Origin of the sequence: Streptomyces sp. NPDC052496, assembly GCF_040679095.1 — a bacterium.
Classification (GTDB): Bacteria; Actinomycetota; Actinomycetes; order Streptomycetales; family Streptomycetaceae; genus Streptomyces.
The window spans coordinates 18,519-36,023 of record NZ_JBFAUH010000038.1 but is presented as its reverse complement, the minus strand read 5'-3'; the positions used below and the strand labels follow the sequence as shown (position 1 = coordinate 36,023).

Here is a 17,505-nt window from a genome sequence, read left to right as displayed (position 1 = left end):
CACCGGCCCCACCGACCACCGGTCCACCCACCACCGTCCGCCCACACAACGAGAGTCCGCCGCCATGTACGAGCTGTCCCGGGTCCGCCTCTACTCCATCGGGCCCGCCGGTGCGCGCTATGCCGACACCGTGCTGGACCTGCGCGGAGTCGGCGCGCCCGTGCCCGACCCGGCGCCGGCGCAGGCGGACTTCTTCGAGGACGAACCGGTCGGCCCGCCGCGCCGCCCGGCCCCCGCGGGCGTCCTCTTCCTGGAGAACGGCGGCGGCAAGTCCGTCCTGCTCAAGCTCATCTTCTCGGTGATGCTGCCCGGCCACCGCAACACGCTCGGCGGCGCCAGCTCCGGCGTACTGCGCAAGTTCCTGCTCGCCGACGACTGCGGCCACGTCGCCCTGGAGTGGCAGCACACCCTCACCGGCGAGTCCATCGTGGTCGGCAAGGTCAGCGAGTGGCGCGGCCGGCAGGTCTCCAACGACCCCCGCAAGTTCGCCGAGGCCTGGTACAGCTTCCGGCCCGGCCCCGGCATGAGCCTGGACTCGCTGCCGGTCGCCGAGGCCACCGTCGTCCGGCCGCGCGGCGAGTCGGCCGAGGGCTTCTCCGGAGCCCGGGGCCGCCGCCGTACGATGAAGGGCTTCCGCGACGCCCTGGTCGAGGCCGGCAAGAACTACCCCAACCTCGACGTCTCCTGGGTCGAGATCCACGAGCGGTGGAACGAGCACCTCGGCGAACTGGGCCTGGACCCCGAACTCTTCCGCTACCAGCGGGAGATGAACGCCGACGAGGGCGAGGCGGCCGGCCTCTTCGCGGTCAAGAACGACTCCGACTTCACCGACCTGCTGCTGCGCGCGGTCACCGACACCCGCGACACCGACGGCCTCGCCGACCTCGTGCACGGCTTCGCGCACAAGCTCGGCCGCCGCGCCGAACTGACCGCCGAGCGCGACTTCACCGCCGGCTCGCTCGACCTGCTCTCCCGCATCGCCGACGCCGCCGAGCAGCGCGAGACCGCCCGTGACGTGCACGCCGGCGCCGAGCGCCGCACCCGTACGCTCGCCCAGCGGCTGCACGCCCGCGGCACCGAGGAGCGCGGCCGCGCCGCCGAGTTCGCCGAGCAGGTCGCCACCGCCGCGCACGCGGTCACCGACGCCGAGCGGGTGCGCGAGCGCCGCGCCCTGATCTCCGCCGAGCTGGCCTACCGGCACGCCTCGCTGGCGCTGGCCGCCGCCGAGAAGGGCGCCGCCGCCCAGCGCCGCGAGCTGAACGACGCCCGGACGCTGCACTCCGCCTGGCAGGCCGCCGAGACCGTGCTGCGCCACCGCGCCGCCGCCGACCGGGCCACCCGCGTCGCCGCCGCGATCCGCGAGGCCGAGCGGGACGCCGCGCCCGCGCTCGCCGCCCGGACGAAGGCCGCCACCGAGCTGGTGCGCGCCCTCCAGGCCGCCGCCGACGTCAGCGAGGGCATCGCCAACGAGCAGGAGGAGCGCTCCGCCGCCCTCCAGGAGACCAGCGACACCGCGCACCGCGACGCCACCGCCGCCGCCACCCACGCCCAGCGCGCCCGCAGCGAGGCCGAACACCTCAAGCAGCGCCTCGCCGAGGTCGAGCAGGAGACCGCCGAGGCGGTACAGGCCGGCTGGCTCGACGACTCGGCACCGGACGCCGACCCGGCCCGCGCCGCACTGGCCGCCTCGGACGCGGAGAAGTCCACGGTCGAGGGCTGGGACGCGGCCCGCGAGGCCGCCGCCCGGTCCGCCGACCGGGCCCGGGAGGCCGCCACCCGCCTCGCCGCCGCCGAACTGGCCGCGGCCCGCGCCGAGGACGCAGCCCAGGCCGCGGAACGCGCGTACGACGCGGAACGGCAGGCCGCCGAGTCGATCGGCGCCGAACAGCGGCTCGCCGACCTGCTGGGGCTGCCGCAGGCGCCCGCCAAAGCGGGCGTGCCCGGCCCGCGTACGGGACAGCCCGCGGACGCCCCGGAGGAATCCCACCGCGTCCGCCGCCCCGCCTCCGAAGGTCCCCTGACCGCCGAAGAACTCGACCGCAACGCCGACGACCTGCGCGACCTGCTCGACGAGAGCGTCGCCTCCGCCGAACGCCAGCTCTTCGACCTGCGCACCGCCGCCGCCGACGACGCCCGCATCCTCGGCGCGCTGGGCGACGGCGGCCTGCTGCCGCCCGGACCCGACGTACTCGCCGCCGTCGAGTATCTGGGCGAGCACGGCGTGCCCGCACTGCCCGGCTGGCGCTACCTGGCCCAGTCCGTCGACCCCGCCGACCACACCCGCGTCCTGGCCGCCCGCCCCGAGCTGGTCGACGGCGTCATCATCACCGACCCCGAGACCCACGCCCGCGCCCGCGACGTCCTCGCACAGGCCGCCCTGCTGCCGCGCTCCACCGTCGCCGTCGGCACCGCCGCCGCGCTCCTCGCGCCCACCCCCGCGCCCGACGCCCAGGACAGCGGCGTCTTCCTCGTCCCGCCGAACCCGGCCATGCACGACGAGTCCGCCGCCGACGAGGAGCGCCAGGCGCTGCGGGCCCGCGCCATAGAGCGCGACGAGGAGATCCGCGCGCTCGCCGCCCGGCTGGCCGGCGACCGCGCGCTGGCCGCCCGCCTCTCCTCCTGGCGTACGGGCTGCCCGCCCGGCCGCCTCGCCGAACTGGCCACCGCCGCCGAGGAATCCCGTACGGCCGCCGACGCCGCCGCCGGGGAGCTGGCCGAGCTGCGCACGGCGCGGGCCGAGGCCGACGAGGAGGCCGCCGAGACCGCGCGGGTGCGCGACGAACGGCAGGAGGCCGCGCAGCGCGCCCGCCGGGTCGCCGACGCCCTCGCCGGGCTCGCCCACCGGCTGCGCGAGCGCGCCAAGTGGCAGGCCCGGCTGCGGGAACTGGCCGACGAGGGCGCCGAGTTGGAGGCCCGCGCCGAGGAGTGCGTGGACCGGGCGCGGGCCGCCGACGAGGACCGCCGCACCGCCCAGCGCGCCGCCGACGACGCCCGGCGCACCGCCCACGCGCTGCGCGCCGAGCGCGCCGAGATCGCCGGCGTGCCGGACGACGTGGACGCGGACGGCGCCGAGCCCGCGGCCGGCTCGCTGCCCGCCCTGCGCGAGGCGTACCGCGCCGCTTCCCAGCTCTACGAGAAGGTGGGCGTCGGCGCCGACCTGCGCGCCGAACAGGCCCGCGCCGAAGGTGACGAGAGCGCCGCGCTGGCCGAGCTGAACCGCCTCACCAACAAGGTCCGCACCCGCGCCGAACAGCTGCTGGACAGCCCGGACGCCGCCGACGGCCCGTCCCGGCAGGCCGCGGCCGCCCGCGCCGAGGCCCTGGTCTCCCGGCTGGAGTCGCGCGCCTCGGCCGCCAGCGAGCAGCTGGGCCGCCTGCGCGGCGAGGCCGAACGGCTCGCCCCGGTCGGCGGCGAGGCACACACCGAGCTGCCCGAGGACATGGTCCCGGCCGACGCGGACCGCGCGAAGGAGCTGCTGCGCACCGCGAACGCCGAACTGACCACCGCCGACGATGCGCTGGAGACCGCCCGCGCCACCCACACCGAGCTGCTGCGCGCCCACCGCGCCGCCGAGGACGCCGCCTCCGGCTTCGACGAGATCGCCGCCATGCTGCGCGACCTGCTGCGCGACACGCAGGAGGACGAGGGCGAGCGCCCCGAGCCGTACGCGGGGCGCCTGGAGGACGCGCGGCAGGCCGCCGCCGAGTCCCGCCGGTCGCTGCGCGGCTGCGCGAGCGACCTGTCGGCGGCCGAGGCCGCGGTCCGCGAGGCCAGTGACGTGCTGGTACGGCACGCCAACTCCACCAAGTACGAGCAGGTCCGCACCCCCGCCAGGCAGCAGATCCGCGAACTGCCCGCGGCGGCGCTGCCCGACCACGCCGCCAAGTGGGCCGACGCCTTCGCGCCCCGGCTGCGCGTGCTCACCGACGAACTGGAGCAGTTGGAGCGCAACCGCGACAGCATCGTGGACCGGCTGCGCGGCCTGGTCGAGTCGTCGCTGACCACCCTGCGCTCCGCCCAGCGGCTGTCCCGCCTCCCCGAGGGGCTGGGGGAGTGGTCCGGACAGGAGTTCCTGCGCATCCGCTTCGACGACCCGGACCAGGCCACGCTCACCGAGCGGCTGGGCGAGGTGATCGACGAGGCGACGCGCTCGGCGGTCAAGAAGAACAGCGACCTGCGCCGGGACGGCATGTCCCTGCTGCTGCGCGGCGTCAGCGCGGCGCTCCAGCCGCGGGGAGTGGCGGTGGAGATCCTCAAGCCGGACGCGGTGCTGCGCGCCGAGCGCGTCCCGGTCGGGCAGATGGGCGACGTGTTCTCCGGCGGCCAGCTGCTGACCGCGGCCATCGCCCTGTACTGCACGATGGCCGCGCTGCGCAGCAACGACCGCGGCCGCGACAAGCAGCGGCACGCCGGCACGCTGTTCCTGGACAACCCCATCGGCCGCGCCAACGCGACGTACCTGCTGGAGCTCCAGCGCGCCGTCGCCGACGCGCTGGGCGTCCAGCTGCTCTACACCACCGGCCTCTTCGACACCACGGCGCTCGCCGAGTTCCCGCTGGTCATCCGCCTGCGCAACGACGCGGACCTGCGGGCCGGGCTGAAGTACATCAGCGTCGAGGAGCATCTGCGGCCCGGTCTGCCGCAGCAGGATCCCGAGTCGGAGCCGGTGCACGGGAAGATCACGGCGACGCGGATGTACCGGCGTCCGGAGGACGAACAGCCGCAGACCCGGCCTGAGTCTCAGGTGCCGCAGGAGCACCCGGTGCCGCGGGAGCACCCGGAGCCCCCGGCAGCAGCCGAGTGACCCACCGGTGGAAGTCGCCGATGTGGTGCTCGCTGGGCACGAGCACCCCGCCGGCCCGGTAGGCCCGCGAGTCCATCGCGGGCTGGGTCCGCTCGCAGGCCGCGAAGTCCTGCGTGTTGACCCGGTGGAAGAGCTCCACCGACCGGGTCAGGTCGGCCCCCGAGGCGACGACCTCCGGCGCGTACAGCCAGTCGCACTCCACGACCGTGCGGTCCGCGGCCGCCGGGAACATCCGGTGCACGATGACATGGTCCGGCACGAGGTTGAGGAAGACCTGCGGGCGGACGGTGATGGCGTAGTAGCGGCGGTCCTGGCCCTCGTCGATGCCGGCGATCGGGGCGAAGCCGCCGCTGCCGTCGACCGTGAACCCCTCGGCCTCCTCCGCGAACGCCGCGCCGTGTCCCACGAAGTACTGCGCGGCGTACCCGTCCGCGAACTCCGGCAGCACGTCGGTCAGTTCGGGGTGGATGGTGGCGCAGTGGTAGCACTCCATGAAGTTCTCGACGATCAGCTTCCAGTTGGCGCGTACGTCGTAGGTGATGCGCCGCCCGAGGTCCAGCCCGGCCATCCCGTACCGCTCGATCGCCCCGGCGCCGCCCAGCCGTTCGCTGACCGCGCCGATCACCGTCTCCTCGAAGGAGGGCGGTTCGTCGGCCAGGCACACCCACACGTACCCCAGCCACTCACGCAACCGGACCGGCAGCAGTCCGCGCTGGACCCGGTCCACGTCCGGCATCCGCCGCAGGTTGGGCGCGGCCACCAGCCGCCCGTCCAGGTCGTAGGTCCAGGCGTGGTACGGGCACTGGAGGGTGCGCCGCACCTCGCCGGACTCCTCGGTGCACAGCCGGGCGCCCCGGTGGCGGCACACGTTGAGGTAGGCGCCGAAGCCGCCGCGCCGGTTGCGGACGATCAGCACGCTCTCCCGGCCGACCTGCACCGTACGGAACGCGCCCGGGCGGGGCAGGTCGGCGGCGCGCGCCGCGCAGCACCACAGTGACTCGAAGATGTACTGCTGTTCCTGGCGGAAGACGACGGGGTCGGTGTAGAAGGTGCCGGGGAGGGTGCTGGTGAGGCTGGTGCCGGTGGTGTTTCCGGCGGTCTCGGGGGCGAGGGTCATCGGATGCCTCCTGGGGCGGACGGGGCAGGAGCGGCAACGGCGGCGGTGAGCAGGCGCTCGGGCGCGAACAGTTCGACGGGATGTGCGGTCCGCCCGGTCAGCGCCAGGTCGGCGAGGATCTCGCCCACCACCGGGACGAACTTGAAGCCGTGCCCGGAGAAACCGCAGGCCACGGTCACGGCGTCGGGGTGCGCGGGGTGCCGCGCGAGGACGAAGTGCTCGTCAGGGGTGTTGGTGTACATGCAGGTGACGGATTTGAGGTGGCGGCCGGGCAGCGACGGCAGCAGCCGGGCCGCCTGCCCGGCCATGGCCCGTACCTCGTCCTCGTGCACGGTGCGGTCGATCGTCTCCGGCGTGCAGACAGCGCCCCGGCGGAAGAACGCCACCTTCGCGCCGCGCCCGGGGCCGTCGATGGCGGGAAAGCCGTAGATCTGTACGCCGCCGGTGTCCTCCCAGATGTAGACGGGGTGCCGCTCCGGGACGTACGGGCCGGTGCCGCCGGCGGGCTCGAACCAGTGCATGATCTGCCGCTCGACGGTGAACGCCACCCCGAGGCCGGCCAGCAGCTCCGGCGCCCAGGCTCCGGGACAGATCACCAGCCCGCCCGCCGTGTACGTGTCCTCGGGCGTGTGCACCCGCACGCCACGGCCGCCGGGCAGCGCTTCCCAGCGGGTGACCGGCTCCTGGAAGCGGAGTTCCGCGCCGCCCTGGGTGGCGAGCTGGAGCTGCGCGGCCACGGTGTTCTCCGGGCGCAGGAATCCGGCGCGGGCCTCATACAGGGCGATCTCGTCGTCGGCGGGGGTGAGCGTGGGGAAGCGGCGCCGTATCTCCCGCGCGTCGAGCATCTCGTGGGGCAGGTCCCAGGTACGGGCCGAGCGCAGCGACCCGGCGACGGTCCGGCTCTCCGGGCGGCCCAGCATCACCCCGCCGCACAAGGTGGCGATCCGCCGTCCGGTGGCGCGTTCCAGCTCCTCGTACAGCTCGTAGGCGCGCAGGAGCAGCGGTACGTACGCCGGGTCCTCGAAGTACGACTGGCGGGTGACGCGCGAACCGCCGTGGCTGGAGCCGCGGGCGTGCACCGGGCCGAACTTCTCCAGCCCCAGCACGCGGGCGCCGCGCGCGGCCAGGTGGTGGGCCGCGGCGCTGCCCATGCCGCCGAGGCCGAGCACGATGACGTCATAGGTGGGGGACAAGCGGACCTCCCGGGTCGGCGGGGACACCCGACTGGTTAGCTGCGGATACGTTCCATCGCGGGGTCGAACAGCGGCTCGGCGGCGACGGTGGCCGCGGTCTTCTCCCCGAAGTACTCGATGTGCACGGCCGTCCCGGGCACCGCGGCCCGCGCCGGCAGCCACGCGTACGCGACCGTGCGTCCGACGGCGCAGCCGTACGCCGCACTGGTCACATAGCCCGCGGGCGTACCGTCCACGTAGACCGGCTCCTTGCCCAGGACGACCGCCGCCGGGTCGTCGAGCGTCAGGCACGTCAGCCTGCGCCGTACGGTGTCCGCCGACCGCCCCTCCAGGGCCGCGCGCCCCACGAAGCCGCCCTTGTCCATCCGGACGGCCCAGCCCAGGCCCGCCTCGTACGGGTCGTGCTCGGTGGTCATGTCCTGCCCCCAGGCGCGGTACCCCTTCTCCAGGCGCAGGCTGTCGAACGCGCCACGCCCGGCCGCGATCACGCCGTACGGCTGCCCGGCCGCCCAGAGCGTGTCCCACAGCCGCAGGCCCAGGTCGGCGCTGGTGTACAGCTCCCAGCCCAGCTCGCCGACGTACGACAGCCGCAGCGCGGTCACCGGCACCTCGCCGAGGTACGCCTGCTTCGCCCTGAAGTAGCCGAACGCGCGGTGCCCGAAGTCGGTGCGGGTCAGCGGCTGGACGAGGTCGCGGGCGCGCGGGCCCCAGACGCCGATGCAGCAGGTGCCGGGCGTGATGTCGCGGACCTGGACGCCGGCGGGGGCGTGCCGGGTCAGGTGGGCGAGGTCCATGCCGCTGTTGGCCCCGACCTGGAAGCGGTCGGCCGCCAGGCGGGCCACGGTCAGATCGCTGCGGATGCCGCCCGCGTCGTCCAGCAGCAGCGTGTACGTGACCGAGCCCGGCTTCTTCGCGAGCTGGTTGGTGGTCAGGCACTGGAGGAAGTCCAGGGCGCCCGGCCCGCTGACCTCCAGGCGCTTCAGCGGTGTCATGTCGTACAGCGCGACCCGCTCGCGGGTGGCGCGCGCCTCGGCCACGGCGATGGGCGACCAGTGACGGGCCGACCAGGCGTCCCGCTCGGGCAGTGCGATGCCGTCCGTCAGCGGCGCGTTGGCCTCGTACCACTGCGGGCGCTCCCAGCCCGCGCCTTCGAGGAAGTACGCGCCCAGCTCGCGCTGCCGCTCGTGGAACGGGCTGACGCGCAGCGGGCGCGGGCGGTGCAGCGGCTGGAGCGGGTGGACGACGTCGTACACCTCGGCGAACTGCTGCTGTCCGCGCTCGGCGACGTAGGCGGGGGAGAGCTGGGCCTCCTCGAAGCGGGCGATGTCGCACGCGTGCACGTCGGTCGCGGGACGGCCTTCGGTCAGCCACTCGGCCACGGCCTTGGCGACGCCCGCGGAGTGGGTCACCCACACCGCCTCAGCCAGCCAGAAACCGTGCAACCCGGGCGCCTCACCGAGCAGCGGCATCCCGTCGGGGGTGAAGGAGAAGACGCCGTTGAAGCCCTCCTCGACCCGCGCCCCGTCCAGGGCGGGCAGCAGCCGGCGGCTGTCGTCCCAGCTCGGGGCGAAGTCCTCGGCGGTGAAGGGGAGCGAGGAGGGCATCACGGGCGCGGCGTCGAAGGCGGGCACGGCGGCCGGGTCGACGGGCATCGGCCGGTGCGCGTACGAGCCGATGCCGATCCGGCCCGTACCGTCGGCGCTGTCGTCGACGTGCTCGCGGAAGTACAGGTCGCGTTCCTGGAAGCGCAGGACCGGCCGCCGGCCGTCCGGTCCGGCGATCACGGATGTCTTCGCGTACTGGTGGGCCAGCGGCAGCAGCGGTACGGGCACGCCGGCCATGGCCCCGATCACCGGCCCCCAGAAGCCCGCGGCCGAGACCACGATGTCCGCGGGGAAGGTGCCCCGGTCGGTGACGACGGCCGTGACCCGGCCCGCGTCCTGCTCGATGCCGGTGACGGTGTGCCGGTCCAGGAAGCGGGCGCCCCGCGCCCGCGCGCGTACGGTCTGCGCGCGGGCGGCGGGCAGCGCCCTGGCCAGCCCGTCGCCGGGTGTGTGGAAGCCGCCCAGCACCTTGGCGGTGTCCAGCATCGGCCACAGCTCCGCGCACCGCCGGGCGCCGACGAGTTCGCCCTCGATGCCCCAGGAGGCGGCGAGCCCGGCCTTGCGGTGCAGTTCGGCCCACTGCTCCTCGGTGGTGGCGATCTCCAGCCCGCCGACGGCGTCGAAGCACGGCCGCCCGTCCTCGGTGAGCGCGGAGAACTTTTCGACCGTGTACATGGCAAAGTTGCTCAGGGTTCTGCACAAGTGGGTACGGAAGACCAGGCCCGGCGCGTGCGAGGTGGAACCGCCGGGCGCGTGCAGCGGGCCCTGCTCCAGCACGGTCACCTCGCGCGCCCCGCGCTCCGTCAGCTCGTCGGCGAGCGAGCAGCCGACGATGCCCGCGCCGATGATCACGATGCGCGGCGGCACCGGGCCGCCCGCGGCGGCCGGGGCGGTCACAGGACCACCACCGAACGCAGCACCTCACCGCGCCGCATCCGCGCGAACGCCGCCTCCACGTCGGTGAGGCCCACCGTCTCCGAGACGAACGCCTCCAGATCCAGCTTGCCGCTCAGATGCAGGTCGATCAGGACCGGGAAGTCCCGGCTGGGCAGGCAGTCGCCGTACCAGGAGGACTTCAAGGACCCGCCGCGCGCGAACACGTCGAGCAGCGGCAGCTCGATCCGCATGTCCGGCTCCGGTACGCCGACCTGCACCAGCGTGCCCGCCAGATCCCGCATGTAGAAGCCCTGCCGGAACGTCTCCGGGCGGCCCACCGCGTCGATCACGACATCAGCGCCGTACCCGCCGGTCAGGGCCCGCACCGCCTCGACGGGATCGGTGCCACGGGAGTTGACGGTGTCGGTGGCGCCGAACCGCTCGGCGGCGTCCAGCTTGCCGTCGTCGATGTCCACCGCGATGACCCGGCGCGCACCGGCCCGGGAGGCCCCGGCGATGGCGGCGTTGCCGACACCGCCGCAGCCGATCACCGCCACCGTGTCGCCGCTGCCCACACCCCCGGTGTGCACCGCGGCCCCGTACCCGGCCATCACCCCGCAGCCGATCAGCCCCGCGGCCTCGGGCCGGGCCGCCGGATCGGCGCGCACCGCCTGCCCGGCGGCGACCAGCGTCTTCTCGGCGAAGGCGCCGATGCCCAGGGCCGGGGCCAGCGGGGTGCCGTCCAGGAGCGTCATCGGCTGGACGGCGTTGCGCGAGTCGAAGCAGTACCAGGGGCGGCCCCGGCGGCAGGACCGGCACCGCCCGCAGGGCGCGCGCCACGCCAGCACCACATAGTCACCCGGCGCGAGACCGGTGACGCCCGGGCCGGCGGCCTCGACGACACCGGCGGCCTCGTGGCCCAGCAGGTACGGGAAGGCGTCGCCGACCGCGCCCTCGCGGTAGTGCAGATCGGTGTGGCACACCCCGCAGGCCTGCACGGTGACGAGGACTTCGCCCGGTCCGGGATCGGGGACGAGGATCGGCAGCACCTCGACGGGGGCGCCCTTCTTGGCGGCGACGACGGCGCGGGCTTCGTGCGGCATGACTCACTCCTAAACAGCGCCTGCGGGGCAGGGGCGGGTGCGTGGAGCTGGCACGGATGCCGTTATGGGGGATTGCGGAGGCGCGCGGGGGCCACGGGGCGCGGGCAGCCGCACGGGACTCGGGGGAACCGGAAGAGGCGCAGGGGACCGTGCGGACGGACGAACGCCCGGCGGAAACCCTTGTGTTGCTCATGGCGCGCCACGTTGCGCCATGAGAGACATGCTGGAAGTCCGTGAGCGATCCGTCAAGGGGTGACCGGGTGGCCGTCCGTCAGCCCGCGAAACCCATCCGGCGGGACAGGTCGGCAGCCGCCTTCACCGCCTGCCCGGCCAGCTCCGCGAGCAGCGGTTCCGCCATCCGGTACGCCGGCCCCGAGACGCCGATCGCGCCGATCACCGCCCCGTCGTGGGCCCGTACCGGCGCCGCCACCGCGTTCAGCCCGATCTCCAGCTCCTCGCAGGAGCAGGCGTACCCCTCGTCGACCGCGGCGGTCAGCTGCCGGCGCAGCTCCGCCGGCGTGGACAGGGTGCGGGGGGTGAACCGGGCCGGCTTGCGTTCCACCAGGCGTTCGCGCCGCTCCCTGGGCAGGTGCGCGAGCAGCACCTTGCCGCTCGCCGTGGCGTGCAGCGGCGTCCGCCGGCCCAGCCAGTTGTACGCGGTGACCGCGGCCGCGCCACGCGCCTGCATGATGTTGACCGCCGCGTCCCCGTCCAGGACCGCGATGTTGGCGGTCTCCCCGGTCTCGTCGGCGAGCGCCCGGCACACCGGCTGGCCCTCCTGCGAGATGTCCAGCCGGATCGCGGCGGCGCCGGCCAGCCGCAGCACCCCCGCGCCCAGGTAGTACTTGCCGCGCTCGTGCTCCTGCTCCACGAGACCGCGGTGTTCCAGGACGCCCAGGATGCGGAAGGCGGTGGACTTGTGCACCCCCAGCTCCTCGGCGATCTCGGTGACCCCGGCCTCGCCGAGGCGGGCCAGGATCTCCAGCACACTCACCGCGCGGTCCACGGACTGGACGGATCCGGCCGTGCCCCGCTTCTCCTCGGACCGGTCGTCGGCCGCCTCACTCGTCTTCGCCATGGGTTCTGACGTCACCACCCGTCGGCCCCGGCGGGGCACGTCGAAGGGGGCCCGGCCAAGAAGCGTCGGCGGCCCCTTGACGGCTCACTCCCCGGACTGGATTCTGTTGCGCATTGCGCTACGCGATGCGTTATTCAGAACGCCATGATACCGATCAGCGCTGAGGGGGCCAGATGATTCCCGTCTGCCGCACCGAGGATCTGCCCGAAGGCGGAGCCGTACGGATCGAGATCGACGCCACCACGCCCGCCATCGCCGTCTTCCGCAGCGAAGGAGCGCTCTACGCCCTCGACGACCGGTGCAGCCACCAGGACGCCTCGCTCTCCGAAGGCTGGGTGGAGGACTGCCAGGTCGAATGCCCGCTGCACGCCGCCCTGTTCGACCTGCGCACCGGTGAACCCAGCTGCCTCCCGGCCCGCCGTCCGGTACGCACCCACGAGGTCACCGAGACGGACGGCATGATCCACGTCGAGCCCGCCGCGCGGGAGGACACCGTACGGGAATCCACCGTACGGGAAGCCACTGGACGGGAACCCGCCGCGCGGGAGGCCGCCGAACGGGAACCCGCCGCTCGCGAAGACGCTTACGCATGAGGACCGTCACCGTCGTCGGCGCCTCACTGGCCGGGCTTTACGCGGCCCGGGCGCTGCGCGCCGAAGGCTTCGACGGCCGGCTGGTGATCGTCGGCGCCGAGCGCCACCGCCCGTACGACCGGCCGCCGCTCTCCAAGACCTTCCTCACCCAACGGGCCCCAGAAGGCCCGGGGTCGGCCGGCCTCCGGCTGTCCGACCCGGACGAGGAGGACGAACTGGCCGCCGAATGGCACCTCGGTACCCGGGCCACCGCGCTGGACACCGCCGGACGCACGGTCACCCTCGACGACGGCCGCACCTCCCGCTCCCTGCGCACCGACGGTGTCGTCATCGCCACCGGAGCCGTCCCGCGCACCCTGCCGGGCCCGCCGCTCACCGGCGTACACGTCCTGCGCACCTACGACGACGCCCGCGCGCTGCGCGCCGCCCTGCACGACGGAACGCCCCGCGTCGTCGTCATCGGCGGCGGCTTCATCGGCGCCGAGGCCGCCTCGTCCTGCGCCGCGCTCGGCCTGCCGGTGACGGTCGTCGAGGCCGCGCCACTGCCGCTGGTGCCCCAGCTCGGCCCGGACCTGGCGCGGATCTGCGCCGGGCTGCACGCCGGCCACGGCGTACGGCTGCTGTGCGGCACGGGCGTCGGAAGGCTGCGCGACGACGGCACGGGCCGGGTACGGGCCGTCGAACTCGCCGACGGGCGGCTGCTGGACGCCGACGCGGTGATCGTCGGGATCGGGGTGCGGCCCGCCACCGGCTGAGGGGACCGGTTCCGGGCTGCGCCTGGACGACGGCGTGGCGTGCGACGCGGGCGGTGTGACGTCCGTGCCGCAGGTCGTCGCCGCGGGCGACGTGGCCCGCTGCGCGGGGATCCGCAGCGAACACTGGACCAGCGCCACCGAACAGCCCGCCACGGCCGTACGCAACCTGCTCGCCGGCGCCACCGTCGCCCGGCACACCGCCCCGCCCTACTTCTGGTCGGACCAGTACGGCGCGCGCATCCAGCTCGCCGGGCAGCGCGGAGCGCGGGACACCGTACGGATCGTCGAGGGCGACCCCGGCGACCGGAGCTTCCTGGCCGTTTACGAACGCGACGGACGCATCACGGCAGCGCTCGCCGTCAACCGCCCCCGGCCCTTCATGCGGCTGCGCCGCCGACTCGCTGCGGACGCTCGCGCCGCGCCTTGCGGGCCGCCCGCCGCGCCTGCCGGCGCTCCCGGCGCAGCTCCCTGGCCGTACTGCTCGGCTGCGAGCGCACCCCGTTGCGCTGCACCCACACCTGACGCGTCACCCACACGTCCAGCACCGCCCAGGTCGCCACCACCGTGCTCGCGACCGTACTGAGCACGGCCGGAAAGGCGAACCAGGCGCCCGCCATCGTGCAGAAGAACGCCACCATGGCCTGGACGAGGGTCACCGCCGCGATGATGACGGCGCGCACCGCGGCCGTACGCACCGGGTCCGCCATCCGGGGCCGGGCCGCCGGCTCCTCCTGCCACAACGCGCGCCTGCCGTCGCTGAGGTGGACCCCACCGTCGTCGTGAACCATCTTCGGCGTCACTCTCCCCGTACCCGCACGTACCCGCCTGCCCCGCTTCCCGGGTGCCTGCCCGGCTTTCACCCGTTGCATGTCCGCACCGGCACACACCACCGCCCACCATGGTCACGAACGGGAACGCCGCCGGGTTCCCGGCCGATGTGATTTTCGGCCAACCACCCCGGTGCACGAGCGGGCGCCGGAGGGGTGTTCGAGGCCACATGGGTGGGCGGGTTGTCCGGTAATCAGCCGACAACTGCGGACGATCCTCCCCTGACCTGCGGATCCGGCGCCCGGGCGGGGCTTCGGTCAGGTCCCCCGTCAGTAGTAGGCTCGCGCCGTTTGTTGACGGAACGCCATCCCCGTGCGCCGGGGTCGACGTAGGGGAGGCCATGCGCTTTCGAGGGAAGACGATCACTCGGAAGATCGCAGCGCTGCTGCTGGTGCCGCTGGTGTCCCTCACGGCCATGTGGGCGTTCGCCACGTACCTCACGGGACGCGAGGCCAACCAGCTGCTCGACGTCGGCAACGTCGTCGCCAAACTCGGCTACCCCGCCGAGGACGCCGTCCAGGCGCTCCAGCAGGAACGGCGGCAGAGCCTGCTCTACCTCGCCGACCGGCGCGGCGCCGACTCCCTGGCCGAACTGCGCGACCGCACCCGCGAGACCGACAAGATCGTCAACAAGCTGCGCGACAACGCCGCCGACCCCGCCGTGCGCGACGACCTCAACGGCGTCGCCGGCGAGCGCATGGACGACATCGTCAAGAGCCTCGACAGGCTCTCGTCACTGCGCACCCAGGTCGAGGACAACACCATCTCCCGCAACGCGGCGTTCGAGGCGTACAACGACCTCGTCGACCCCAACTACGAGTTCCTGGCGGCGCTGCACGCGCTGGAGAACGTCGAGATGGACAAGCAGGGCCGCGCCCTGGTCAACGTCACCCGCGCCCGCGAGGCCGTCTCCCGCGAGGACGCGCTGCTGTCCGCGGCGATCGTCTCCGGCACCATGAGCAAGCAGGACCTGCGCAACTTCGCCGACCGGGTCGCCGAGCGCCGCGTCCTGTACACGACCAGCCTGCCCGTGCTGCCCGGCGACGACCGCAGCATCTTCACCGATTACTGGGACTCCGCACCCGCCCGCGAACTGATCGCCTACGAGGACCGCGTCATCGGCGGCGGCGCCGCCACGGCCCCCCGCGCCGTCAACGCCGAACGCTGGAACGCCGCGGCGGGCAAGGTCCTCGGCGACCTCCAGAAGATGGGCCGGGAAGCCGGCGACCGCTACAAGGAGCGCGTCGAGCCGGTCGCCATGGCCGTCCTGCTCAAGGCCGGCGTCGCGGGCGTCCTGGGCTTCCTCGCCCTGCTGGTCTCCGTCATCGTCTCCGTCCGCATCGGCAGCAAGCACGTCAAGGACCTGATCCGGCTGCGCAAGGCCGCCCACGAGGTCTCCGGCGTCCGGCTGCCCAGCGTCATGCGGCGCCTCGCCGCCGGAGAACACGTCGACGTGGAGACCGAAGCGCCCCGCCTGGAATTCGGCCAGAGCGAGACCGAACAGGTCGGCCAGGCCCTCAACACCCTCCAGCGGGCCGCCGTCGAAGCCGCCGTCAAACAGGCCGACATGCGCCGCGGCGTCTCCGAGGTCTTCGTCAACCTCGCCCGCCGCAGCCAGGTCCTGCTGCACCGCCAGCTCACCCTCCTGGACGCGATGGAACGCCGGACCGAGAACGCCGACGAACTCGCCGACCTCTTCCGCCTGGACCACCTCACCACCCGCATGCGCCGGCACGCCGAGGGCCTGGTCATCCTCTCCGGCGCGGCGCCCTCCCGGCAGTGGCGCAAGCCCATCCAGCTGATGGACGTGGTGCGTGCCGCGGTCGCCGAGGTCGAGGACTACGAGCGCATCGAGGTGCGCCGGCTGCCGCGGCTGGCCGTCCAGGGCCCCGCGGTCTCCGACCTCACCCACCTGATCGCCGAACTCCTGGAGAACGCCACCGTCTTCTCGCCCCCGCACACCGCCGTGCAGGTGGTCGGCGAGCGGGTCTCCAACGGCTTCACCCTGGAGATCCACGACCGCGGCCTGGGCATGGCCCCCGACGTCCTGCTCGACGCCAACCTGCGGCTCGCCGAGACCCCCGAGTTCGAACTCTCCGACACCGACCGGCTCGGCCTGTTCGTGGTCAGCCGCCTCGCCCAGCGCCAGGGCGTCCGCGTCTCGCTCCAGCCCTCCCCGTACGGCGGCACCACCGCCGTCGTCTTCCTGCCCGCCGCGCTCCTCACCGAGGACACCGGCCGCGACGACGACACCGGCAGCCGGCGCATCGACGGCGGCCGCACCGGGGAACTGGAGGCGCCCGGCGGCAAGCTCGCCGCGCTGGCCCAGGTGCCCGTACCGTTTCCCGACCCGCCGGACCGCACCCCGGACGTCATCGACGGGCCGGTCGAACTGGAACCCCCGCTCACCCGCGCGGAACTCGCACAACGGGCGGAAGCGGACGACGAGGGCAGCCTCTTCCGCGGCCGGTACGCGCACCGCGGCCCGCGCGCCCCCGCCGGTGACCCCGCCCGGGGCACCGACCGGGAGCCGGACACCCTGCACCGCGCCCGGACCCGCCGCGACGGCAGCACCCCGCCCGTCGCCCCCGTGCGGCCCGCCGGCGAGCAGCACCAGCAGACCCGCGACCAGGCACCGGCCGGCGACGGGCCCACGCCGCTGCCGCGCCGGCACCGGCCGCCCGTGCTGGTCTCCGACCACGGCAGGCCGGTCGACGGAGCGGCCCGCGCCGACGTACGCTCCGACGCGGAAACCGACGGCGACACGGATGCGGACATGGACACCGGTACGACGACGGACACGGGGCGCGCCCCGTCCGGCCGGCCCGCGACGACGGCAGGAGGGCTGCCCCGCCGCGTGCGGCAGGCCAGCCTCGCCCCCCAGCTCAAGGCCGAACCCGCCGCACAGGACGAGCCGGGCACCGCACCCGACGGCGCCGCGGACGACCGCGACGCCGAAGAGGTCCGCGCCCGCATGGCCTCGCTCCAGCGCGGCTGGCAGCGCGGCCGCCGGGACAACGGCGAGGACGCCGGGCGGGACGGCAGACCGAGCACAGCACCAGGAACCACATCGGGAGGGGACGGTCGATGACCGCACCGAAGGCAGCAGCGGCCAGTGCCGAGTCGAAGGGCCCGCAGGGGTCGGGCGAGCTGAGCTGGCTCCTCGACGAGCTGGTCGACCGGGTGGGCAGCATCCGCAAGGCGCTCATCCTCTCCAGCGACGGCCTGGCCACCGGCGCCTCCGCCGACCTCACCCGGGAGGACAGCGAACACCTCGCGGCGGTCGCCTCGGGCTTCCACAGCCTCGCCAAGGGCGTCGGCCGGCACTTCGAGGCGGGCCGGGTCCGGCAGACGCTGGTCGAGCTGGAGGAAGCGTTTCTCTTCGTCAGCGCCGCGGGCGACGGCAGCTGCCTGGCCGTCCTGGCCGACGCGGACTCCGACGTCGGACTGGTCGCGTACGAGATGACGCTGCTCGTCAAGCGGGTGGGCGCCCACCTGGGCACCGCGCCCAGGGCCGGGCAGCCCGCCGGCGGCTGACCGGAGGATGACGGCAC

Annotated in this window: 8 protein-coding genes and 3 pseudogenes; 5 read left to right on the top strand and 6 right to left on the bottom strand. The window is 74.5% G+C overall.

Annotated features, from left to right (window positions below):
* The first annotated feature begins 64 nt into the window (after window positions 1–64).
* Window positions 65–4,804 carry a hypothetical protein gene (locus tag AB0L45_RS35400; RefSeq protein WP_365847502.1) on the top strand — a complete coding sequence of 1,580 codons (4,740 nt, stop codon included), beginning with the start codon at window positions 65–67 and terminating at the stop codon, window positions 4,802–4,804.
* Here the strand turns inward: AB0L45_RS35400 and AB0L45_RS35395 are convergent.
* The 5 genes and pseudogenes from AB0L45_RS35395 to AB0L45_RS35375 form a co-directional block, all read right to left on the bottom strand.
* Window positions 4,800–5,921, bottom strand: a pseudogene (locus AB0L45_RS35395) (aromatic ring-hydroxylating dioxygenase subunit alpha); the annotation flags it as partial. The gene AB0L45_RS35400 and the pseudogene AB0L45_RS35395 overlap by 5 nt on opposite strands.
* Window positions 5,918–7,114 (bottom strand): N-methyl-L-tryptophan oxidase, encoded by a 1,197-nt coding sequence (solA, locus tag AB0L45_RS35390; protein ID WP_365847500.1) that lies wholly within the window; start codon window positions 7,112–7,114, stop codon window positions 5,918–5,920. The pseudogene AB0L45_RS35395 and the gene solA, both read right to left, overlap by 4 nt.
* Before the next feature lie 35 nt (window positions 7,115–7,149).
* Window positions 7,150–9,615 carry an FAD-dependent oxidoreductase gene (locus AB0L45_RS35385; RefSeq protein WP_365847498.1) on the bottom strand — a complete coding sequence of 822 codons (2,466 nt, stop codon included), beginning with the start codon at window positions 9,613–9,615 and terminating at the stop codon, window positions 7,150–7,152.
* A complete protein-coding gene (locus AB0L45_RS35380; RefSeq protein ID WP_365847496.1) occupies window positions 9,612–10,697 on the bottom strand; it encodes an S-(hydroxymethyl)mycothiol dehydrogenase in 1,086 nt (361 codons plus the stop codon). Before AB0L45_RS35380 ends, AB0L45_RS35385 begins: the two co-directional genes overlap by 4 nt.
* Window positions 10,698–10,968: 271 nt before the next feature.
* Window positions 10,969–11,775, bottom strand: coding sequence for an IclR family transcriptional regulator (locus tag AB0L45_RS35375; protein ID WP_365847494.1), 807 nt, complete (start codon window positions 11,773–11,775; stop codon window positions 10,969–10,971).
* Window positions 11,776–11,948: 173 nt separating this feature from the next.
* On the opposite strand from AB0L45_RS35375, the pseudogene AB0L45_RS35370 reads away from it, so the two are divergent.
* A pseudogene (locus tag AB0L45_RS35370) lies at window positions 11,949–12,254 on the top strand (bifunctional 3-phenylpropionate/cinnamic acid dioxygenase ferredoxin subunit); the annotation flags it as partial.
* Window positions 12,255–12,364: 110 nt separating this feature from the next.
* Window positions 12,365–13,526: pseudogene (locus AB0L45_RS35365) on the top strand (FAD-dependent oxidoreductase); the annotation flags it as partial.
* Here the strand turns inward: AB0L45_RS35365 and AB0L45_RS35360 are convergent.
* Entirely contained in the window at window positions 13,501–13,911 is a 411-nt protein-coding gene (locus AB0L45_RS35360; protein ID WP_365847492.1) for a hypothetical protein, read from the bottom strand. The pseudogene AB0L45_RS35365 and the gene AB0L45_RS35360 overlap by 26 nt on opposite strands.
* A gap of 380 nt (window positions 13,912–14,291) precedes the next feature.
* Between AB0L45_RS35360 and AB0L45_RS35355 the strand changes: the two genes are divergently transcribed.
* Both AB0L45_RS35355 and AB0L45_RS35350 read left to right on the top strand, forming a co-directional pair.
* A complete protein-coding gene (locus AB0L45_RS35355) occupies window positions 14,292–17,042 on the top strand; it encodes a nitrate- and nitrite sensing domain-containing protein (protein ID WP_365847490.1) in 2,751 nt (916 codons plus the stop codon).
* Window positions 17,039–17,488: a roadblock/LC7 domain-containing protein gene (locus AB0L45_RS35350; protein WP_365847488.1), complete on the top strand. Its 450-nt coding sequence runs from the start codon at window positions 17,039–17,041 to the stop codon at window positions 17,486–17,488. The genes AB0L45_RS35355 and AB0L45_RS35350 overlap by 4 nt, the downstream gene beginning before the upstream one ends.
* Window positions 17,489–17,505: the final 17 nt, after the last annotated feature.

Bases quoted from the DNA above. Each gene is read 5' to 3' on its own strand.
- AB0L45_RS35400 (WP_365847502.1), top strand. From the start codon at position 65: ATGTACGAGCTGTCCCGGGTCCGCCTCTACTCCATCGGGCCCGCCGGT.
- AB0L45_RS35380 (WP_365847496.1), bottom strand. From the start codon at position 10,697: ATGCCGCACGAAGCCCGCGCCGTCGTCGCCGCCAAGAAGGGCGCCCCC.
- AB0L45_RS35375 (WP_365847494.1), bottom strand. From the start codon at position 11,775: ATGGCGAAGACGAGTGAGGCGGCCGACGACCGGTCCGAGGAGAAGCGG.
- AB0L45_RS35360 (WP_365847492.1), bottom strand. From the start codon at position 13,911: ATGGTTCACGACGACGGTGGGGTCCACCTCAGCGACGGCAGGCGCGCG.
- AB0L45_RS35350 (WP_365847488.1), top strand. From the start codon at position 17,039: ATGACCGCACCGAAGGCAGCAGCGGCCAGTGCCGAGTCGAAGGGCCCG.
- AB0L45_RS35355 (WP_365847490.1), top strand. From the start codon at position 14,292: ATGCGCTTTCGAGGGAAGACGATCACTCGGAAGATCGCAGCGCTGCTG.